We start from the raw sequence: 20,563 nt of genomic DNA, 5'->3' as shown, positions 1-20,563 counted from the left end.
AATATCACGCCAAAATATATGCAGCTAAGTAATAATTCGGATTGATAAATATATTCACTTTTCCATCAGCGTGTTCAGGAATTTTTCAATAAAACTTGGCGGTTACTGGATGTTTGCAAGAGGGTGTTCCTGAAGCTCCATCTGGAAACAAGCATGCCAGGAATGATGAAGCGTCTGAAACACAAAATAAGGGGCAATATGGATGGCAATCCGGAAACGGCGCGTAGCCAAGATCGACCGCAACATCAAATTGACCACCGCACCTCAAGCGCTTCTTGCCCATAACAGCCGCAGCACGTTCGGTTGCACTCGATCTGCGTTACTTGCCGCCGCTGCCGCTGGCATCGTCGCGAGCGCGAATATAGCGAGCGCCCATACCGATGCTCTGGGCTATCTTGTGTCCGATGGCTCCGCACAGGGCTTGTTCGATGTCCAGGTTGTGTACGGAAGCTGGCACAACGGCGTTGTCTCTGCGGAGGGCGCGGTACAACTGAACCGTTCCGACAATTCGATTGTCGGCACGCAGGCCTTTTCGATCCTGCTAAGTAATGCGTCGAACGGTACGCTTCCCAGTGGGCTGACGCCGGGCCAGAATTTCTTTTACGTCAGCGAAGACGGCAATTCGCTCGTCGCGACCGATTCCGCAGGCAATGGCGTCTACAACTTCCAGGCAGCAACTTTCAATGACATCGCCGCAGGGACTTATACGTTCTCCTATGCCAGCACGAGCGGCTTAACTGCGGTCTGGACTCCCGCCGGACCTGCAATATCGTCCGGGACCTTCACCGTGACGTCGGGTGGCGGAGTGACCGTTCCCGGTCAGGCTAACAACATAGATACCGCGAACCCGAACTATAGTTCGAGCAACCTAGGAACATCGGTAAATCCGGCATTCGCGGGTGGCACGCTGCTGATTGATCAGAACGGCCAAACGTATCCAAACAACTTCACGTTGGACGACACGCCTACAAACACGATTGAGATGAATGGCAACACGGCCGTGCTGTCAGGCACCTTTTCGGACAGTTCCGCAGGAACGCGTGGAACCGTCACTTATGCCGACACCGGCGGCGGCGGGCAGGTAACGCTTACCGGCGTCAGCACGTATACCGGAAGCACCACGATCACTTCGGGAACCCTGGCTCTCGCCGGAGAAGGAACGCTTGGAGCGGATACTGCTTCGACCGCAGTGAACGGCGGTACACTCGATCTGGGCGGGACATCCCAGGTGCAGTCAACCCTGACACAGGCTGGTGGAACGATCGAAGACGGAAGCATGACGGTCGGAACCTACACTGTGACCGGCGGAACTCTGGCCGGAGACGCGGTCATCGATGCCGGCGGCGCGATCAATGCGCAGGCGGGAACGGTGAACGGTACGCTTGCGGGCGCGGCTGGGCTCACCAAGGCGGGCGGCGGCGTCCTGACGCTTGCGGGCGTTAACAGCTACACCGGCGGCACCGTGGTTGACGATGGGGCCTTGGCACTCAGCGGCGCTGGCACGCTGGGATCTGCCAGCGGCGGAACGACGGTGAACGGCGGACAGCTCGACTTCGGCGGCACCAGCCAGACCCAGGCTTCGTTGCTTCAAAACGGGGGGACCGTCCAGAACGGAACCATCGTGCTCGGCACGTACACGCTGGCAGGCGGAACTTTGGCCGGCGATGCGATTATCGACGCGAGCGGCACAATCGCAGTGCAGACGGGAACGTCTAACGGGGCTCTTACCGGAACGGCCGGACTTATCAAAACCGGTACGGACGGGGTCATCCTGGCCGGCGCTAACAGCTACACCGGCGGTACGACCATCGATGGAGGGACATTAGCGCTAAGCGGCACGGGTACGTTGGGATCTGTCAGCGGCACGACAACCCTCAATCGCGGAACGCTTGATCTTGGAGGAACAAGTCAGACCCAGGCATCGCTTGTCCAAGGCGGCGCTACCGTTCAGAATGGAACGCTGACACTAGATACCTACACGATGCGGAGCGGCACTCTTTCGGACAACGTAATCGTCGATGTGCGTGATACCATCGAAGTGCAGTCAGGAATGGTGGCAGGCACGTTGAACGGAACGGCCAGCTTGATCAAGACTAGCGACAGCAGGGTCACGCTGACCGCCGTCAACGGCTATACCGGCGGCACCACTATCAATGAAGGGATGTTGATACTGGCCGGCACCGGCAGCATCAGCTCGTCAGTCACCATGGGTACGCTGGGCGCTTTCAACATCAGCACAGCAGACGGGAACCGCGACCTTACGACGGTGACCGGCATGGGCAACATCGCTTTGGGCGAAAATTCCCTCATCCTTACGCAGGCAAGCGGCACGTATGGGGGAAGCATCAGCGGTACGGGCAGGCTGATACTGTCCGCACAGCAGGGTTATCGCCTGGACGGAGTTAATACTTACTCCGGCGGCACATCGCTGCTCTCCGGTGTCCTGTCGTTAGGGGATAGCAGCGCGCTCGGCACGGGCACTCTGGCGATGAGCGCCTTTACTGCGATCGCGCTTGCTCAGGATGGCATGGTGATCGACAATGCCATAACAGTCAGCGGCGATCCTACCATCGATGTCGCCACCGGCATCACGGCCACCGTCGCCGGCACGATTTCCGACGGGACTGAGCCAGGCGACATAGTTAAAACGGGCGGCGGCACGCTGATCTTCACCGGTAACAACACATACTCCGCCGGCACGACCATCTCCGAAGGCACCCTGCAGCTAGGCGATGGCGGAACGAGTGGGGGAATCGTCGGTAACGTCCTGAACAACGCGACGCTTGCATTCGACCGTTCAGACCCCGTCACCTTTGCCGGTACGATCTCAGGCACAGGCGGGGTTACCCAGGCTGGCACGGGAACGACGACCTTCGCGGGCGTGAATAGCTACTTGGGCGGAACCACCATTTCGGGCGGCACGCTAGTTGGATCCGTGACCAGCTTCGGAAGCGGTGCGATCGTCAACGATGCCGATCTCGTCGTGAACCAAGGGACTGATGCGAGCTTCGCGAATGCGATCAACGGCACCGGTACGTTCACCAAGCAGGGTGCAAGCGTCCTGACGCTGACGGGAACGAGCGGCCTTTCCGGCGTCACCAACGTCGCGCAGGGTGAATTGGTCGTCACGGGTTCCCTGGCCTCGTCGCGAATGGTGCTTGCCGGCGGGACGCGGCTTTCGGGAACGGGCACTGTGGGCGGCATCACCGCAGCATCGGGGTCCGTGGTCGCGCCCGGGGGGAATGCTGTCGGTACGCTGTCGGTCAATGGCAACGTCACGCAAGCGGCGAACTCGACCTATGCCGTGCAGGTTACGGCCGGAACCGCGCTTTCCGATCGGATCGCGGTGTCGGGCGCTGCCGTTCTCGATAATGGCGCTATCTTGTCGGTAGCAAAGACTAACAGCGGCACCCGCTATGCGCTTGGCGCGCGCTATACGGTGCTAACGGCAGCAAACGGAGTGACGGGTGCATACACGCTGAAAGGCGATACTGCGGTATCGGCTTTTTACAACCTCGTCGTCGATTACGATGCGAGCAATGTCTATCTCGATGTCAATCAAACCAGCAGTTTCGCCTCTGCCGCCAATACGCCTAACGAGCGTAGCGTAGCCGGGGCACTGGATGCGCTCGATACGGCGGTTGGCCTGCGCGGGGCTCTGGGCTCCCTCCAAAGCTTCGACGAGGCGCGGGGTGCCTTCAGGCAGTTGTCGGGCGAGATACATTCCTCCGCCAAGAGTGCATTGATCCAGGACAGCCAGTACTTGCGCGATGCGGTATCGGCGCGGCTGCTTTCAGCAAGCAATGGCGATGAAACTATTCGGGCCGGCGTATCCATCTGGGGCAATGGCTATGGTTCATGGGGTAGCTTGGCGGGCAATGGGAATGCGGGCGTTCTGAATCGTTCTGCGAGGGGTATGTTGGTCGGTGCCGACATGCTCTTGGGAGACGCTTTGCGGATCGGCGTGCTGAGCGGCTACAGCCGCTCCAAGTTCCACACCGCGCAATACCGGGATTCCGGCGACAGCGATAATTACCATGCGGGTGTCTATGCTGGAAGCGGTGTCGGTCCGCTGAACCTTCAGATCGGCGCAGCCTATACCTGGCACAGACTTAGCTTCAATCGTTCGGTTGGGTTCGCCGATTTCAGCGATACCTTGTCGTCGCGGTACAAAGGCAACACCGCACAGGCGTTTGGTGAGGCGGGCTACCGGATCGAAGTCAACCACGGGTATTTCGAACCGTTTATCCAGGCAAACTACGCGCGACTTCACACCGCCGCCTTCACTGAAAGTGGCGGCGATGCAGCATTGGTTGGTCGGTCCCGGAATACGGAGGTGACTTTTTCGAACCTGGGGCTGCGCGGCAATATCGATGTTGCAAACAAAGGCGCGCTTCGTCTGTTCTGGTCGACTGCCTGGCGGCATGCCTTCGGCAATCGCAAGGCCTTCACCGACATGCGTTTCGGCGAGGGCACGCAAGTGTTCGGAATTTCGGGCACACCAATTGCGAAGAATGCCGCCGCATTGCAGGCCGGGATCGAAGCGATGCCGGCATCGGGGCTCACTCTTGGTCTATCGTACTCTGGCCAGACCGGGCGAAACGTGCAGGATCACGGCATCAAGGGCAACCTGACGTGGCGCTTCTGACCGTGGTGAAGGCCAAGTGCGCGGGCGTTAAAGCAGGTATGTCGTTTCGTTTTATGTCTCTTGCAGTCGGGTTGGCGGTAAGCGTTCTGGCAACTGGCACTGCCAGCGCGGCAGATCGCTCCGCGTCTGTGCTGCATGAGCGGTTCGGCGATTGGGAGGTGACCTGCGCAACGTTAGACAAGGTGCCGAAATGCTCCGCGCTCCAGCAGCAGGGCACGAAAGCTGGGTCAAATCAAAGTATCCAGCGCATGATTGCAGTTGAATTCGTGGCTATGCAGAAAGGGGCAGTCGGCACTTTGCTGACCCCCTTTGGCGTTGACCTTGCCAAGGGCGTCGTACTGCGGCTGGACAAAGACGGACCGCCGTTGCCTTTCAAGACGTGTTTGCCTTCAGGATGCTTGGTTCCGCTCCAGTTCGGCGAAGAAGCGCTTCAGGCACTGCGGAGCCATAAAGTGCTGCACATTTCCTTTGTGACCGCAGCGGACGGACGCACGATCGATTTGCCGGTCTCCCTCAACGGAGTTGGGAGCGCTTTGGACCGGCTGAAGGTACTCGCAGGCCCGAAATAACAGCTCTTAGTTATCGAACTGACGCCTCGACCGGATCAAATAGCGGCCTCGTATATCCGCTGCCACTACGATATGACCGCGCTGAATGTCGATCATCGCTAACCTACCACACGTTAAGCCGGCGGAGCCATCGTATTTGGACTACTCTCAGAAACCGCAGAGGCGGGCTGCTTGGTTCTACGGCGTTCGGCGTACCGCTTCAGCGCATAGCCGCCGACTGCTGCTGCGACGAGTCCAACCGGACCCAGACGCCTCAGCACCGTCGTCGCGACAACGCCCAGTACCGCGCCGCCGGTTCCATCTATACCCTGTATGTGCTTGGCCGCCTGATTGCCGGCGACTGCTCCGATAATATTGCCAATCATCTGAAATTTCCTTCTAATCTAAAATGCCGGGCCCATCGTTCAAATGGCGCTTTGCTTTACTGCATCAGCTTTTTTCTTCAGATCATCAGCGCGCTTTTTCGCTTCGGCCCGAACGCGGTCGGCTTCTTCTTCGAGTTTCTCTGCGGCCACATCTGCCTGTTTTTTGACGCTACCAGCTTGTGCCTTAAGCGCATCGGCCGATGCGTCCTTGGCTTTGCGGGCCGCAGCATCCGCCTCGTCCTGAACTTTACCAGCTCGTTCGGCCGGGCCTGAACCGGTGTATTCGACGCCGGCTGCGGTGGCAGCGGCTTCGTCCTGCTTTTGGCCGGCCTGCTCTTTCGGTCCACCACAGGCGGCAACGCCTGCGAAAGCGAAGAGGAGGAAAAAAGAAGGCTTCATGAGATCACTCCTGATGGAGCAAAGGCAACGCTGAAGGAGTAGGCTAGGTTGCAGCCCTCTGTCTTGGGACTTTGGAAAGTCTTGGGGGCGAAAGGCCAGATTACGCGTCGGCGCTCAAATCGCTGCGCATTTGCCCATGCGCAAGAACGGCGAAAAGCCCCGTTCCGCCGATGATATTTCCCAGCAGTGCCGGCACAGTGAATTCGAACCAGGCCTCTGAAAAACCGATACTTCCGCTCAGCCACAGAAAGGTCGCTTGGGAAGAACCCGTGACGACATGCGCGAAGCCTCCCAGTGCGATTACGTAGGTGAGCGAGAAAATTACCCAGAACTCACTTCCGCGAGAATTGGGTAGAACCCACGCGATGGAAGCCATGATGAAACCTGCGGGAATTCCCAACGTAAATGTACGCGTCCAATGCTGCAATTCCAGCTTTCCTAAAATGTCTAGCGCGATCAGCCTCTGCTCGTGGGTGATGGTGATTTCCCCGGCCATCAGCGCACTGACCAAGGTTGCTCCTACAAGGTTACCGGCGAGCACGCATATCCACAGCCGGGAAAGGCGGCCAAGGTTGCGCCATGTCGGAGAAGTCGCAACCGGGAGGACCGCCGTGACTGTGCTTTCCGTGAAGAGCTGCAGCCGGCCCATGATGACGATGACATAGCCGACGGGATACCCCAGAAAATAGATCAGCGGCGCCCAGTCGGTATCAGGTAGATGGCTGCGCAAGAACAGCTCGCACATGAGCGACAGGGCGATCGCAAGGCCGGCAGCCAGGCCTGACAGGCACAGTGCAAGCGCAGGCCTGGCGAGTTCTTCCTCGCCCTGCAGGCGCACTACCTCGTGAACGATCTTGCTTGAACTGGCGCGGCGATCCTCCACGTCTCTTGCTTCCTGGGCATCAAGGCTTGCATCCGGCTCGTGATCGTCCTGTTGCGGCTTGCCGACGTCATGCGGTGTCGAACCGCCAGGTCGTATGCTCATCTTCCCAAAGCCTCTCTGGTGAAGGGATCGCAATTTGCGTTCGAGGGCGCCGGCCCGTTCCTGCCGGTCCAGAAATCCAGGGGCTACTCAGGCGAGCCGGTGCCTAACCCGAAGATTGTTATCATCAGGCCGGGAACCGGTACGCACAAGCCGAGCAGTCTGAGGTCAGGGCTCTATCAGCCTTCAACCGCGCAAGTCGTCGGGCACTACTCCTCCATTCGCCGCCAGCTTGTCCATCACGGCGCGATGAAGGGCAATGTTCTGTTCGGCAGATCCATCGGCGCCGGCGTGCACGTTCAACTCCGCGCCGAGTTCCTTGCGGGCAGTGAGGCTTGAATCAAGGCCCAATAGCTTCAGCAGGTCGACTATCGAAGTCCTGTAGTTGCCCCCGTGGTCGTCATTCATCTCGGCCATCGCCTCCAGCACTGCGCCAACGTCAACGCTTTGCGGAGCAGCGGCAGGGGCTGCGGCTGTGACGGGGGCGGGTTGCGGCGAAGGGCTCGCAGTTGGCACGGGCGCTGTCGCCTCGGCGGCAGGTGCTGCCTTGGCTTCGCCGTGATGAAAGATCTTTTTCATGATGTTTCCGAAGATGCTCATTTCGTGCTCCTGCCGGCGCCGGCGAGTTTCGGCGGCGTCTTCGAATGTACAACGCTTCGGTGAGAAAGGCGTTGCGGAACGTTTGGGTGCGCCGGGTAGTTAAGCCGACATCTGGAACTTTTCAACGTGGAGCGACGATCATGAAGCAGTCTCTACTGCTCGCAGTATCATTGGCAGCCCTCGGCTTGGCGGGCTGCAACAAGCAGTCTGACTCTCCAGGCGAGCCAGCAGCCAGCGTGGCACCGGCTAGCACCTCTGCGACCGACAGCGCGGTGAAAGACGTAGACAAGGGTCAGGCTTTCGCGAACATAGCGGCTGCCAGCGATGCATTCGAGATCGAAAGTTCCAAGCTTGCGATCACCAAAGCGACGACGGCCAAGATAAAGTCTTTCGCCAATGATATGATCGAGGCGCATACTAAATCGACAGTGGAACTGAAGGCGGCTGCGGGTGCCGCATCGCCGGCTATCACGCCGAACGCGGCTCTGACCGCTGCACAGAAGGCCACGCTCGATCAACTGGCTGCCAAATCCGGCGCTGATTTCGACCGTGCCTATGCGGCTGCTCAGGCCTCTGCACACGCAGAGGCGCTCGATGCGCTTAAGGGCTATTCCGTAGGCGGCGAGGTCGCCTCGTTGAAGGCGTTTGCTACGAAACTGATTCCGATCGTGACGGCGCACCTCAACATGGCGAAAAGCATCTGACCGGCGACATCAGCGGGCGATCGCAAATTAGGATAATTCGGCCTGAAAAAATAGCGGAGGCCTGCGATGAGTACGATTGAACGGGCGTTCGAGCTTGCCAGGAGCGGCGATTTCCAAAGTGTTCAGAAAATTCGGGACCAGCTTGCGAAGGAGAGTTTTTCAAATGTGCGTGAGCATCTCGACGGATCCTCAATCCGTAAGCAACTGATGCAAATCATTCGAACCGCAAGGCAGTAGTCTGACTGACCTAAAGAGAATTCGATTCCACGTTAGAAATGGAGCCGTCCCGTTTCTCGCAGGTGGCTAGGCTGTCGTGGTGATGATATCGTCGCTGCGGATCGCCTTTGGCCGGGATCGGTTGCCTGCCGAGATGGGAAACGGGGCCTGCCGTTTGCGCGACAGACCCCGGGCCGTGTGGGCTAGAGGCCGAAACGGATCGTGCCCAGTACGGTGCGCGGGGCGCCCGGCAGGTTGAGAATGGCAGAGGTGCCATGCCCTGACACGATGTAGTTCTTGTCGAACACGTTATAGAGGTTGATCTGCAGGCGCGCCGGGCCGACTTGCGCCCAGGCCATTGCATCGGCTGTGATATAGTGTTCCAGCACAGTAGTGTTGGCCGGATCAGCCCAGCGATTGCCGACATAGTTGGCGCCAGCGCCCACGCCGAAGCGGCCATCGAAGCTCTTCGTCAGGAAGACGTTGGCAGAGTTCTTTGGCGTCAGGGTTGATCCCTTGCCGACGAACAGCGCATTGGCAGACTTCGTCACCTCGCCGTCGAGATAGGCATAGCCGACGATCGCGCGGAAGCCCGAGGGCAGGTCCAGCGCACCGGAAACCTCGACGCCGCGGGTGCGCTGCGTGCCAATCGGCACGACGACCTGGGGATTGGCCGGATCGCTGCCCTTGATGCCGGTACGCTTCAGGACAAAACCTGCGATCTGGATCGACAGGCGGTTATCCAGCAGAGTGTACTTCGCGCCGATTTCCTTGTTAGTGGTCTTCTCGGGCGCGATGTCGGCATTATTGGCTGCCAGGGCGAAGGTTTCTGCCGAGGGCTGGAAGCTGCTGCTCCACGAGGCGTAATAGGACTGCGATTCGTCAGGCTGGAAGACCAAGCCCGCGCGGGGGCTCCACTTGTTGTCGACGCGCTCCAGCGGTTTGGAGTTCGCGGGAATGGTGATCCGCGTTTCCTGCTTGAACCTGTCGTTGCGCACGCCGACCAGCGCCTTGATACCGTGGCCAAAGTCGACGAAGTCTTGCACGTAGATCCCGCGCGTCGTCATTTTGGAAACGGAGCTTGCGCTAAGAGTGGTGAAGTTGGCGTTCGACAGCACCGGGTTCACAGGAGCGAGAATCGGCGTCACTGCGACCACGCTTGACCTGACGGTGTCTGCGTCCTTCACCTGACGGGCAAATTCGACCCCGTAAAGGATGGTATGCTTGGTGCCGCCAAGCTCGATCTTCTGAGTCAGTTCGGACTGGTTCGACCAGCCGTCCTCGTCGCGCAGGATGCCGCCGTGCGAAAGCGTGACGGTGCGTGCTGCGGCATTGACGGCGGTGGCATTCGTGTTGTGGCGGTCCAGCGTGTAGCGATAGTGGCGCAACCCGTTGCGGAACGACAGCGAATCCGAGAAACGGTGTGCCAGCGTCACCGTCTGCGACAGCACTTCAGAGCGGCTGACGTCCACGTCCTTGGCATTGGCGGCGCCGTAATAGGTCGAACGCGGCACGTCGACGACATGGCCGTTGATGGCCGGGATGCCGAAATCGGTGAGGCGGCGGTCCTTCAGGTAATCGGCCTGGACCAGGATCGAGGTATCACTGCCTTCGCCCAGGAGGAACGAGGGTGCAACGGCAACGCGTTTGATGAACTGCTGGTCGCGGAAGCTGTCGCTGTCCTCAAGCGCGCCGGTGACGCGAAAGCCCACCCCCGAATCCTGGTCGAAATGGCCGAGGTCGATTTCGCCGCGCGCGACGTTCTTGGAGCCGTAAGTCAGCGCGCCGCCGATGATGTCGACGTTGGGCCGCTTGGTGACGCGGTTAATCAGGCCGCCCGAGGAGCCACGCCCGTAAAGCACGGCGGCCGGGCCTTTGACGACCTCGACACGCTCGACGTTGGAGAGATCACGGAAATAAAGGCCGTCGTCGCGGAAGCCGTCGACGTACTGGTCGGCGATTGCGGTGAAGCCGCGAATGGTCACCTGATCGCGCTGGCCGTCGCCGTGCGAGAACGAGACGCCGGGTACGTTCTTGAGCGCATCCTGTAGCGACATCGCGCGCTGGTCGCGCAGCACTTCGGCAGGAACAACGGCGATGGATTGCGGCAGGTCCTTGATCGGAACAGCGATCTTGGCCGCGCCGGAGTTAAGCGGGACATAGCCGTCGTTTTCGCGCACACCCGTGACGGTAATCGAGGCGTCGGGGGCGTTGTCAGCCTCCTCGGCGTAAGCAGGCAGGGCCAGCGGCAAGGCAATGGCGGTCGTCGCGACTAGACGCGCAAGACGAGACGTCAGGATGAAGCTAGAAATTTCAGACAAGTTGACCCCCGGTGGCTATTTTGCGACCGCCTATCAATAGCATTTCAACATTGCAACAATTTGATACGAATTGTTGCAATGTGTGACATTTTTGCTGGTATTCGTGGGTATATCCCGACGTTTTCCGGGCGTTGGGTCTGGAAAGACCGACGCTATTCAGTGAGTCCGAACATTTCCGTCATGTGGGCGCGACGTATGTGACGCAGGCTGGCATCGCGCCTTACGTCAGCTACGTGGATCGTTCCAACCTGTGGTCGGGCAGACCTTCGGCGGCGAGAGTTTATAAAGGATTTCATTCAACCTGATTTCCACGGCCAAACCCGGCTCTTGATTGAGAATGCGCAGTTCGCCTTGATGCACTTCCGCCACGGCACGGACGAGGTTGAGGCCTAATCCGAAACCCGGACTGTTGCGGGCCTTGTCTCCTCGCGTGAAGCGGCGGGCAAGGTGTTGCATCTCATCACAAGGTACTCCGGGCCCATTGTCTTTGATCGAAATCACGACCATGCCCGACGAGCGCTTCATATCGGCCTGGATCAGCGTGTCCTGAGGGGTATGACGCAGGGCGTTTTCCAGCAGATTGACCAAGGCTTGGGAGAGCAGGTCCTCATCGCCGATGATGTGAATGCCGTTTTCTATTTTATAAACCAGTGTCTTGCCGTTATCTTCTGCAACGGCGACATAGCTTTCGCATATTCGGCAAATGATCGGACTTAGGTCCAGAACCCGGAAATACTGTTTAAGCGCACCGGCTTCGACTTCCGCGATGCGCAAAAGCGCGCCGAAGAGCGAGAGGATGGCATCGGTTTGCTCAATCAAGGCGGTGATTTCCTCGTGCGTGGCGGCGTCTGCTGCCGTGTTTGCCATTCGCTCCAGCCTCTGGCGCAAATGTGCGAGCGGCGTGCGCAGGTCGTGGGCGATGTCGCTGGAAACTTGGCGCAGGTTGTCGATCAACGCGTGATTGCGGTCCAGCATCGTGTTCAGCGTTCCCGCGAGGCGTCCGAACTCGTCGTTCGCCTCGGGTATCGGCACGCGCTGGCTCATGTCGCCTGAGATGATGCTTTCGGCCGTTGCGGTCATCAGGTTTAGTCGCGAGCGGATCGCGCGTGTCAGCAGGACACCGGCCAGGATTCCCCCAGCCAGCATGGCCCCGAAACCGCACAGCAGAAGGATCTGCGCGGTTTTGCGCAGTTCAAGGGCGGGTGCCAGTTCCATCGCCACGGTAAGAGCGCTGCCGTCCCGAAGCTTCACGGTCAGCGCGCGTGCGACGTTCCTGCCGCCCTCATGGTCGCGGAATTCCACTTGCTGCCAACCGGGCGGGGGCAGGGCAATGGCAAGCTCGCCGCCAAGGCGATGCCCGCCGGCGTCCACCAGCAGGTAGCCGAGGATGTTGACCCCCCGGTCGTCCCTGCGCATCAGTACTTCACGCAGGGTGTCCGTGCCGCCCCGGCTATATACGTCGACTAGATAATCGGTTTCGGCTCTGATCCGGTCGTCGAGCTGTTCGCGAAGCGCGTGATCGCCGATCAGGTAGATCGCAAGGCCCAAGGCCAGCGTCGCCACCGTGTAGAACAGGATGAACGACAGCGCGATGCGGCTGGCGGCTCCCAGACGCTTACGCATCACTGCGCAGCTTGTAGCCTACACCGCGCACGGTCTGGATCGCATCGCGTTCGCATCCGGCATTGAGCTTCTGCCTCAGGCGGCTCATGTGCGTCTCGACGATGTTGGTCTGCGGGTCGAAATGGAAATGCCAGACCTGCTCGAGCAGCATCGCGCGCGACATGACCTTGTCCGGCTGGCGCATGAGCTGTTCGAGCAGTTCGTACTCGCGCGGTTGCAATACGATGCGTCGGCCCTCACGCCAGACTTCGCGGCGAACCCGGTCGATCTTTATGGAGCCGCAGGCGGTGGTGTCGGCAAGTCCCGACTTGCCCCGCCGGCTCAACGCACCGATCCGTGCTCGCAGCTCCGCCATGGCGAAAGGTTTGACGAGATAGTCGTCGGCACCGCTGCCAAGGCCGGTCACCCGGTCCTCTATCGCGCCAAGAGAGGTCAGTATCAGTACTGGTTCCGACATGCCTAACTAGCGCATCTCGGATACCAGCTGCGCTCCGTCGATATCGGGGAGCATGCGGTCGACGACCAGCACGTCGCAGCTTTCGCTTTGTGCCCGGCGCAGTCCCTGACGGCCTTCGGCTTCCGTGAGGGTCACATGTCCGTCCGCCGCCAATCCCTCGACGATGAAGCGCGCCATTTCGATATCGTCTTCGATCAACAGTATTCGCATCTGCGCGTATCGCCTCGTTGCTCCGCCATGCCCAGCAGGCGGTTGCTAGTCGTCCCGTGGCTCCTCGATGGACACCCGGGCCAATCGGCTAGGTGTCACCGATAGTACGGTGAAGCGAAATCCGAACCGATCCAACCGGTCACCCACGGATGGCATGCGGCCGAATTCAAACAGGAGGAACCCGCTGAGCGTGCTGTATCTCCCCGCCTGAGGCCACTGCCTCATGTCGATGACGCTGGCCAGTTCGGCCAGTGGGATCGTGCCGTCCGCCTCGATCGTGTGTTCGTCGATCCTGTCCCATTCGGCTTCGTCCTCGTCGTCGGCAAGGTCGCCTGCGATTGCGGCGAAGATGTCGGTGGCGGTCACCACGCCGTCGATGTTGCCGCGCCCGTCGACGACGACGGCAAAGCGTTCGTCGGTTTCGCGCAGCACATCGATCAGCTTCAGGGCCGTGATGTCTTCGTGCACGACCAAGGGGCGCTCGGCAAAAGCGGTGAGATCAGGCTTGTCCTGCATCAGCATGGCGGGCACCAGCCGGCGCGTTTCGGCTACGCCCAGAAGTTCGTCCAGAACACCGCGGCAAAGCAGCACGCGGGTGCGGCCGCTGTCGATCAAGCGGTCGAAACCGGCGCGTGCATCTTGCGTGACATCGAGCCAGAAGATGTCCTCGCGTGAGGTCATGATGGCGCTGACCGGAAGTTCGGCCAGCGCAATGACGCCATGGATCATGTCTCTTTCGGCCGGTTGGAATGGGCCTTCCTCCTCCTCGTTTTCCGACGCTGGCAGGGCGCCCGCAGCTTCCACGATCTCCCCGGCACGCGATCGCGGTGTCAGGAGGCGGTAGATGCCGGCGGCGGCGCGTTGGCGCATGGGGACGGCCGCCAGCGCCCGGCGCCGGTTATGCGAACTGAACTGGTTGAAGCTCTCGATCAGGATGGAAAAACCGATGGCGGCATAGAGATAGCCCTTGGGCAGATGGAAACCGAAGCCCTCCGCGACGAGGCTGAAGCCGATCAGCAGAAGGAAGCTCAGGCACAGGATTATGACCGTCGGGTGCCGCCCGACGAAGGCGGTCAGCGGCTTGCTGGCGGCAATCATGATGCCCATCGCAATGACGACGGCGCACATCATGACCCACAGGTGATCGACCATGCCAACGGCTGTGATGATGGAGTCGAGTGAGAAGACCGCGTCCAAAGCAAGAATCTGCGCGATCACAATCCAGAACGATGCGCGGGCTCCTTCGTTGCCGGCATGGTCTTCCTCGCCTTCCAGACGTTCGTGGATTTCCATCGTGGCCTTGATCAGCAGGAATATCCCGCCCCCGGCCAGGATTATGTCGCGCCACGAGAAGTCCCATCCGGCCACAGACAGGGCCGGAGCCGTCAGGCCGACGATCCAGGAGAGGCTGGCGAGCAGGCCAACCCGGATGATCAACGCCAGCGAAAGGCCGACAAGGCGGGCCCGGTCTCTCAGGTGCACGGGCAGCTTGTCGGCGAGAATTGCGATGAAGACCAGGTTATCTATGCCCAGCACGACTTCGAGGACGATCAGCGTAAGCAGCCCCGCCCAGATCGTCGGATCGAAAAGAAACTCCATAGTGCTTCAGGCTTTCGTGGAAGTGGAGGAGGCGTCGGTCACGGTTTGGGGCCTCTGGGCCTGCGTTTGCGACGGGTGCCGCCAAGCACTCTGGAGGTGATCGCCATCGCTCCCAACGTGATGGCGACGATTCCTGCGCCAAACAGGAACAGATGCGTTTCCGTGATCCGAGCGCCGAACCCCGTAACCCGCGTCGCCAGCACGCCGGGCAGGAACATCAGCGGGACCCAGGTGACGGCAGACGCGAAATTGGCGATCTGGAAGGGGCGCCGGGCCATTTCCATAACTCCGGCGACGAGGGGGACGGTCGCCCGGATCGGCCCCAGGAAGCGGCCGAGAAATACGGCCATGAACCCGTATTTGCGGAAGAACAGCCGCGTGCGGGCAACCATCGCGCGGTGCGACTTGAGCGGCCAGCGATGATAGACCGAAGGGCCTATCCTGCGGCCGATCCAGTACGAAACCCAGTCCCCGAGTATCGCCCCGCCTACTGCCCAGAATATGATTGGCACCGGATCGAGCACTTTCGTGCCGACGAGCCCTCCAATGCCGAGCATGACTGCAGTGGCGGGAATGAACATGCCGACGATCGCCAGCGATTCCCCAAAGGACAGGAGCCCGACGATGGGGCCGGCCCATACGCCGTGGACGGTCACGAAGCCCGTGACCCTGGCGATCAACTCTTCCATGGCTCAAAGCTCCGCATGGATTCCAAAACTAAGCTCGCAGTGCATTGACTGGCTTTGAAGGCTTCTGGACTGTTGATGCGAGCGGTCCACCGTAATGAGACGGGGAGAATGAAACACGAGGAATCATATGGGGGCAACGGCTGCCGGGCCTAACCCTGATTGCCACGTCAAGGGTGGATCGTCGGGATAGACCAACAAGCGCGGATCATGAGCATCTGGGCAATTCACCCGCCGCCTATACATTTGACTTTAACGGGGTGCACAAGCTGCCCGTGAACATTGGGAATAATCAATCTCGAGATGCCGATTGCCGACATTGGTGAGCGGCTTGGTCTGAGCCGGAGCACGATTGCTAAAGCGATGCAGAGCGCCTTGCTGCACTGCGAAGCGTACCTGAACGACGGGTCCGAAACCGTCTCGCATGTCACCGATCAGATTGCCGATTGAGGCCCGCCGAGAAAGGGGCCCTGCCCGCGATCACGGCGAGGTGGATGTGCGGTTTCGTATGAACCGCACAGGGGAAGTCATGTATGGGCTGCATCGCCCACACATCGGGATCGGCAACGCTGGACAAGGCAGCCTTTAATATGATCCGCCGCGCCCAACCGCTTCCGGCGATCCTTGCTGATAAGCCCGACCTCTCGATGCCGGTGGAATTCGGCCCCGCGGGGGCAAGGTCGCTGTGATCCGGGGGGGGATTGGGTTCCCGACTTCAGCACCTTCCTCAGGTGCGGCCTGGGGCTTTCGTTTTCAGTCCGGCTCTTCCTCGAACGAGCGCAACTAAAAGCCCTGCGCCGCCCGCCAGCATCAACCCGTCGATAAGCAGGTATCCGCCTTGCGCCAGAGCAGGAGCGCCGCGCAGCAGGCCCAAGCCTATCAGGACCGTAGCGAACGCCCAGCGCCACATCCGGGAAAGTCTCGGGCCCTCGACGCGTCTTGCCAGCGCGGATGCCAGGATAGACAGCACCGTCAGGCCCAGCCACGTCATTGGCAGCGGGATTGCCGGGGCAAGGCTCGAAGCCAGTGCGGTCAGCGCCAGTATGACGGGCTGGCCCCAGCAGACGGTAGCCCAGATCCGTTCCCACTGCGGCGCGGCGCGGCCACGATCGCGGCGGCGGGCCAGCCAGATGGTCACGCCGCTGGATGTGACGATGCAAAGCGCGATGCCGAGCAGGGCATAGGCGATGCGCACCGGCAACCCGGCGAACCAGCCGAAGTGAAGCTGGCCGATCCCGCCGAGGATGCGGGTACCGGCGACGATGTCTTCGGGATGTTCGTCGCTGACGGCCCGTCCCTTCGCATCGAAATGCGTCTCGTCCTGCTGGACCAGCAGCTTTGAGCGGCGGCCATGGACAGAGATGCGCATGTCCGCCCGGCCGGGGCGGGCCACGATCACGCTCTGCGGCTGGGCCTTCGGGGAGTGGGCACGGGCCCGTGCAATCAGCGCTGCGATGTCAGGCAAGGGTGCCGCACCGGCATTGACGGGCGGGGGCGGGTCCAGGAACAGTTCGTACACCTTGCCCATATCGCCCCGATAAAGAAGCAGCGCCAGCACGGCGACGATTACCGTGCTCAGTCCCAGCAATGCGCCGGTCAGGGCAAGGGTGAAATGGAACGGCAGGGCCCAGATGCCCAGCCGGTTGTGCAGGTCGGCTTCCTGCAATCGCCGCGATCCGCCGAGCCGCAGGTGAAACGCATCGCGCAGAACGCGCGGGTGAGCGAGAATGCCGGAGACCAGCGAGGAGAGCAGCGCCACCCCGGTCAGCCCGACGATGAACTCGCCCCAACTGCGCGGCAGGTGCAGGTTGACGTGAAGGTGGATCAGGAATTCGGTCCAGGCCGCTTCCAGCGGTGCCAACCGGCCATCTTGGGAGACGGACCACTTGCGCTCGAACGTTGGGCTGTAGGCGACAAGTGTGGCGCCCTCCATCGCCGGTGACGGCAGGTTGAGGTAGAGCGTCGCGTCTGAGGGCGTATGCCTTGCGCCATCCGCAATGGCGCGCGCTGCAGCCGCGTCGGAGAGCGTGGCGGCTATGGGTGTGGCCGGCACTTCCCAGCGTTCGAGGTCGGGCGCCATGACCGCCACGGTTCCGGTCAGGCAGACGAGGTAGATTACCGCCGCGAAAGCGAGGCCGAGCACGGAGTGGCTGCTCAGCACCGAACGCACTGTCTCGGGCGAGATTGGCCAGCGCCACTGCTTGGCCCGTGTGTTGGGTGTGGCCTTTTCGATCATGCTGAGCCTCCCAGAACCATGTTGCCCAACATGCCGAGGCCGAAGCCGGCCACGCTCGTGCCGACCAGTACCGCGGCGGCGCGCAGCAGGCGGCGGTCGGCCAGCGTCCATGTCATGGCAAGGCCCCATAGAACCGGCATCAGCAGTCCGCCGATGACGATGCGTGTACGCGGGTCGCCCGGCAGGTAGACCGTGATGCAGAAGGCGGCCGCCATTGCGGCGGTCATGCCCAAGGGCCCGGCCAGCAGCGTGCGCAGAACGCCGCGCCAGAAACGGCCCGGCTCCTCCAACGGCTCGGGCACGGCGTCAGCTTCGCGCAGGCGCACGGCCTTGCGGCGAACGCGGCCCAGCCCGATCACTGACAATCCGCCGATGCCCTCCATCACGCATGCCACGGCCACGCCCTTTACAGGGCCGACCAACCAGGCCGAGGCAAGCAGAAGGCCAAGCAATATTGCCCAGCCCGCCATGATCAGCGCAATCGCCGAGCCATTACGCCGCAGCCAAGAGCGGCGCAGCAGCGCCGCGCCAAGGGCCCCGCCCGCCAAGAGTATGATGACGGGAACGAGGCTTTCCGGCAAGGTCACCAGTGGACGCCTGCGCCGACGCCGAACGTCTGGGGATCGCCCAGAATGGCCTGGTTGATGGCCTTGTAGGCGTATTGGGCGTATTTCTCGTTCAGCAGGTTGCGGGCAAACACGAAGACCGACCAGTTCTGCGTTTCATAGCCCAGCTTGCCGTTGACCACGGTCCGGCCCGAAACCTTGAATTGCCCCTGGTCCTGCCCGACGCCTGTGAAGACCGAGGTGCGGTAACTGGCGTTGAGGTTGGCAGTGAAGCCGCCGCCGAACTGGCCATTGATGCCTCCCGACAGCGTCCAGCGCGGGGCATAGGGGAACTGGGTGCCCTGCAGGTCAAGGTCACTGGTTGCGCCTGTGGGCAGAGTGAAATCGTCGAATTTGGTGCGGACGTGGCCGATCGATGCGTAAAGATCGATCCCGTTCGCCACCTTCGCGTTTGCCTCCACCTCGAAGCCGTAAAGGTGCGATCCGGCGGCATTGACGGTGTTGTAGTCATAGGCGTTCGCGCCAAAATAGGCGGTGACCTGCTGATCCTTCCACTCCATGTAGAACAGGTTGGCGTTCAGCACGAGCCGGCCGCCCAGCCACTTCGAACGCAGCGACCCTTCGTAGTTCCAGCTGAATTCAGGGTCGTAGGGCAACAGTTCGGCTCGCGCCGGGTTCTGGCTCGACCCGCCGGAGCGATAGGCACGCTGGACGGTGAAGGCGGTGGTCAGGTCCGGCGTCCAGTCCATGCTCACGCCCGCCTTGGGCAGGAAGGCGTTGAACGTGCGGGTGTTCGACGCCAGCGGCGAGGATGCATCTGCGACGAGGCCGAGCACGCCCCGGTTAATGACGCTGATTACCGGCGCAAAAGCGGCGCCCATGAAGTTTACGTCCGGTAAGGTGCCGTTGAAGGCTGCCACGGTCTCGGCGGCGTAGCGGTTGCGTTCATGGTCGAAACGAAAGCCGCCGATCAGGGTCAACTGGTCGGTCAGTTTGAAGCGGGCATCGCCGAACAGCGCCATGGTCTCGACCTTCTCGGGCTGGTCGGCGCTGTAGGCAACGGGAATGACCGGAAGCTGGGCGGCATAGGCACTGCTGATGAACCGTGCGGTTGCGGCGTTGAAACCGCTCGATTGCAGCAGCCCAGTGATGGTCGATGTCGGCGTGGCGATGTTGACCCGGCTGTTCTGGTCGATGGCCCCCTTGCGGCGATAGTACCACGCGCCGAGCAGTCCGCTCAGACGGTCGCTCTCGAAGTTGAGGCGCAGTTCCTGCGTCAGCGTCTTGTAGAGATAGCGGTTGTCGATCGCCTGAATGTCCTCAGGCGTGCCGTCGCTGTCGATCTGCGAATGAACCTTTGAGCGGTTCCACGACGTCACGCTCGACAGTTTGAGCTGGTCCGAGAGCGGATAACCGAGGTTCAGCACCGCAAGATCGCTGTCGATCTTGCCGCTGTTGGGCTGGTCGCTCAGGGATGTGCGGTGGCCGAAAGGGTCGGGTACATCGGTCCGCGCATATTCGTAAAGATAGCCGCCGTCGCGCCGCACGCGGTTGTAGCTGGCGATTGCCTCAAGGCCCGGGATGGCACCCGGCGTCCACTTCATCTTGCCGCGCAGGTTGAGCGACTTGAGTTTGTCGTCATAGCCGCCGCGCGTGACGTTGTGGATGATGCCTCGATCGGCGCGCCGCTCTGCGGAGAGGCGCACGCCCAGTTCATCGGCGATGATCGGGCCGCCCACGGCAGCCGAGAAAGTACGGTCGTTGTATTCGCTCCACAGAACACGGGCATCGCCGGACCAGCGGGAAAGCGAGGGGTCCTTGCTGGTGATGACGATACCGCCTGCCATCGCATTGAGGCCCTGAATGGTCGACTGCGGCCCACGCAGCACTTCCACCTGCTGCACATTCCACATGTCGGTAGGGCCGCCGTAAAGCGCCCACTTGGGGATCGGCGCGCCGTCGACATAGACGCTGGCCGCATCTGCCTGCCCGCCGGCGCCGACGCCGGTGTTGCTGACCCCGCGAATGGTAAAGCCCGATGAGCCGTACGTTTCGGACAGATTCGCGGTGCGGTTGTAGACGTCTTGAATCGTGATCAGGTTTTCCCGCTCGATCTTTTCGGACGTCGTCACAGCGATGCTGGTCGGCGTCTGCTGGAGCGTACGGGTGCTTTTTTCGCCGGTGACGATGATGTCGCCGGGCGCCGATGCCCCGTCGGAGACCGGATAAGCCTGCTGCGCCTGCGCCGGTACGGTGAGCGCGGCCATGGCTACGCCCGAAAGCAATGCGGAAAATCTGAACATGAAGCCCCCTTAACCTCTTGGCAGGCTCCTTAGATTTTATAGATATTGCGAGTCAATTGCATTTTAAGTGTCAATCGAG

16 protein-coding genes are annotated in these 20,563 nt (G+C 61.0%); 4 read left to right on the top strand and 12 right to left on the bottom strand.

What is annotated here, in order from left to right; translation table 11 throughout:
• Positions 1-202: 202 nt before the first annotated feature.
• Both TQ38_RS17030 and TQ38_RS17025 read left to right on the top strand, forming a co-directional pair.
• On the top strand, positions 203-4,648 hold the full coding sequence (locus tag TQ38_RS17030) for an autotransporter domain-containing protein (RefSeq protein WP_043974836.1): 4,446 nt from the start codon (positions 203-205) through the stop codon (positions 4,646-4,648).
• Positions 4,636-5,217 (top strand): invasion associated locus B family protein, encoded by a 582-nt coding sequence (locus TQ38_RS17025; RefSeq protein WP_043974833.1) that lies wholly within the window; start codon positions 4,636-4,638, stop codon positions 5,215-5,217. The genes TQ38_RS17030 and TQ38_RS17025 overlap by 13 nt, the downstream gene beginning before the upstream one ends.
• 404 nt (positions 5,218-5,621) lie before the next feature.
• Here the strand turns inward: TQ38_RS17025 and TQ38_RS17015 are convergent, their stop codons facing one another.
• The 3 genes from TQ38_RS17015 to TQ38_RS17005 form a co-directional block, all read right to left on the bottom strand.
• A complete protein-coding gene (locus TQ38_RS17015; protein WP_043974828.1) occupies positions 5,622-5,981 on the bottom strand; it encodes a hypothetical protein in 360 nt (119 codons plus the stop codon).
• A 100-nt stretch (positions 5,982-6,081) separates the two neighbouring features.
• Positions 6,082-6,966 (bottom strand): formate/nitrite transporter family protein, encoded by an 885-nt coding sequence (locus TQ38_RS17010; RefSeq protein ID WP_052505665.1) that lies wholly within the window; start codon positions 6,964-6,966, stop codon positions 6,082-6,084.
• Positions 6,967-7,149: 183 nt separating this feature from the next.
• Positions 7,150-7,563, bottom strand: coding sequence for a DUF3597 domain-containing protein (locus TQ38_RS17005; RefSeq protein WP_043974825.1), 414 nt, complete (start codon positions 7,561-7,563; stop codon positions 7,150-7,152).
• Positions 7,564-7,703: 140 nt separating this feature from the next.
• Here TQ38_RS17005 and TQ38_RS17000 point away from each other — a divergent pair, with 140 nt between their 5' ends.
• Positions 7,704-8,267, top strand: a complete 564-nt coding sequence (locus tag TQ38_RS17000; protein WP_043974822.1) for a DUF4142 domain-containing protein — start codon at positions 7,704-7,706, stop codon at positions 8,265-8,267.
• A 419-nt stretch (positions 8,268-8,686) separates the two neighbouring features.
• On the opposite strand, the gene TQ38_RS16995 is transcribed toward TQ38_RS17000, so the two are convergent.
• The 6 genes from TQ38_RS16995 to TQ38_RS16975 form a co-directional block, all read right to left on the bottom strand.
• Complete coding sequence (locus tag TQ38_RS16995; RefSeq protein WP_240198113.1) at positions 8,687-10,804, bottom strand: TonB-dependent siderophore receptor; 2,118 nt, start codon at positions 10,802-10,804, stop codon at positions 8,687-8,689.
• A gap of 225 nt (positions 10,805-11,029) precedes the next feature.
• A complete protein-coding gene (locus TQ38_RS16990; protein ID WP_052505664.1) occupies positions 11,030-12,427 on the bottom strand; it encodes a HAMP domain-containing sensor histidine kinase in 1,398 nt (465 codons plus the stop codon).
• The gene (locus tag TQ38_RS16985; RefSeq protein WP_370059818.1) at positions 12,420-12,884 is read right to left on the bottom strand and encodes a response regulator transcription factor; all 465 of its coding nucleotides are present in this window, start codon (positions 12,882-12,884) and stop codon (positions 12,420-12,422) included. Before TQ38_RS16985 ends, TQ38_RS16990 begins: the two co-directional genes overlap by 8 nt.
• Before the next feature lie 6 nt (positions 12,885-12,890).
• A complete protein-coding gene (locus tag TQ38_RS31460) occupies positions 12,891-13,094 on the bottom strand; it encodes a response regulator transcription factor (RefSeq protein WP_370059817.1) in 204 nt (67 codons plus the stop codon).
• 45 nt (positions 13,095-13,139) lie between these two features.
• Positions 13,140-14,693 (bottom strand): transporter associated domain-containing protein, encoded by a 1,554-nt coding sequence (locus TQ38_RS31455; RefSeq protein WP_043974821.1) that lies wholly within the window; start codon positions 14,691-14,693, stop codon positions 13,140-13,142.
• Between the two features lie 38 nt (positions 14,694-14,731).
• A complete protein-coding gene (locus TQ38_RS16975) occupies positions 14,732-15,382 on the bottom strand; it encodes a DedA family protein (protein WP_043974819.1) in 651 nt (216 codons plus the stop codon).
• Positions 15,383-15,682: 300 nt separating this feature from the next.
• Here TQ38_RS16975 and TQ38_RS30015 point away from each other — a divergent pair, with 300 nt between their 5' ends.
• Complete coding sequence (locus tag TQ38_RS30015; protein ID WP_162792275.1) at positions 15,683-15,829, top strand: hypothetical protein; 147 nt, start codon at positions 15,683-15,685, stop codon at positions 15,827-15,829.
• A gap of 277 nt (positions 15,830-16,106) precedes the next feature.
• Here TQ38_RS30015 and TQ38_RS16970 read toward each other — a convergent pair whose 3' ends face one another.
• The 3 genes from TQ38_RS16970 to TQ38_RS16960 are packed head-to-tail and all read right to left on the bottom strand — an operon-like array spanning position 16,107 to position 20,484.
• Positions 16,107-17,615, bottom strand: a complete 1,509-nt coding sequence (locus tag TQ38_RS16970) for a PepSY domain-containing protein (protein WP_043974816.1) — start codon at positions 17,613-17,615, stop codon at positions 16,107-16,109.
• Entirely contained in the window at positions 17,612-18,202 is a 591-nt protein-coding gene (locus tag TQ38_RS16965) for a hypothetical protein (RefSeq protein ID WP_240198112.1), read from the bottom strand. The genes TQ38_RS16970 and TQ38_RS16965 overlap by 4 nt, the downstream gene beginning before the upstream one ends.
• Positions 18,199-20,484, bottom strand: coding sequence for a TonB-dependent receptor (locus TQ38_RS16960; protein ID WP_043974814.1), 2,286 nt, complete (start codon positions 20,482-20,484; stop codon positions 18,199-18,201). The genes TQ38_RS16965 and TQ38_RS16960 overlap by 4 nt, the downstream gene beginning before the upstream one ends.
• Positions 20,485-20,563: the final 79 nt, after the last annotated feature.

Origin of the sequence: Novosphingobium sp. P6W, from assembly GCF_000876675.2 — a bacterium.
Classification (GTDB): Bacteria; Pseudomonadota; Alphaproteobacteria; order Sphingomonadales; family Sphingomonadaceae; genus Novosphingobium.
The sequence above is the reverse complement of the archived record's forward strand: the minus strand, read 5'-3'. Positions and strand labels throughout refer to the sequence as shown.

Excerpts from the sequence above, each read along its gene's own strand:
- TQ38_RS16960 (WP_043974814.1), bottom strand. The coding sequence starts at position 20,484 with ATGTTCAGATTTTCCGCATTGCTTTCGGGCGTAGCCATGGCCGCGCTC.
- TQ38_RS16985 (WP_370059818.1), bottom strand. The coding sequence starts at position 12,884 with ATGTCGGAACCAGTACTGATACTGACCTCTCTTGGCGCGATAGAGGAC.
- TQ38_RS31460 (WP_370059817.1), bottom strand. The coding sequence starts at position 13,094 with ATGCGAATACTGTTGATCGAAGACGATATCGAAATGGCGCGCTTCATC.
- TQ38_RS17010 (WP_052505665.1), bottom strand. The coding sequence starts at position 6,966 with ATGAGCATACGACCTGGCGGTTCGACACCGCATGACGTCGGCAAGCCG.
- TQ38_RS17005 (WP_043974825.1), bottom strand. The coding sequence starts at position 7,563 with ATGAGCATCTTCGGAAACATCATGAAAAAGATCTTTCATCACGGCGAA.
- TQ38_RS17030 (WP_043974836.1), top strand. The coding sequence starts at position 203 with ATGGCAATCCGGAAACGGCGCGTAGCCAAGATCGACCGCAACATCAAA.
- TQ38_RS16990 (WP_052505664.1), bottom strand. The coding sequence starts at position 12,427 with ATGCGTAAGCGTCTGGGAGCCGCCAGCCGCATCGCGCTGTCGTTCATC.
- TQ38_RS17000 (WP_043974822.1), top strand. The coding sequence starts at position 7,704 with ATGAAGCAGTCTCTACTGCTCGCAGTATCATTGGCAGCCCTCGGCTTG.
- TQ38_RS16975 (WP_043974819.1), bottom strand. The coding sequence starts at position 15,382 with ATGGAAGAGTTGATCGCCAGGGTCACGGGCTTCGTGACCGTCCACGGC.
- TQ38_RS31455 (WP_043974821.1), bottom strand. The coding sequence starts at position 14,693 with ATGGAGTTTCTTTTCGATCCGACGATCTGGGCGGGGCTGCTTACGCTG.
- TQ38_RS30015 (WP_162792275.1), top strand. The coding sequence starts at position 15,683 with ATGCCGATTGCCGACATTGGTGAGCGGCTTGGTCTGAGCCGGAGCACG.
- TQ38_RS17015 (WP_043974828.1), bottom strand. The coding sequence starts at position 5,981 with ATGAAGCCTTCTTTTTTCCTCCTCTTCGCTTTCGCAGGCGTTGCCGCC.
- TQ38_RS16970 (WP_043974816.1), bottom strand. The coding sequence starts at position 17,615 with ATGATCGAAAAGGCCACACCCAACACACGGGCCAAGCAGTGGCGCTGG.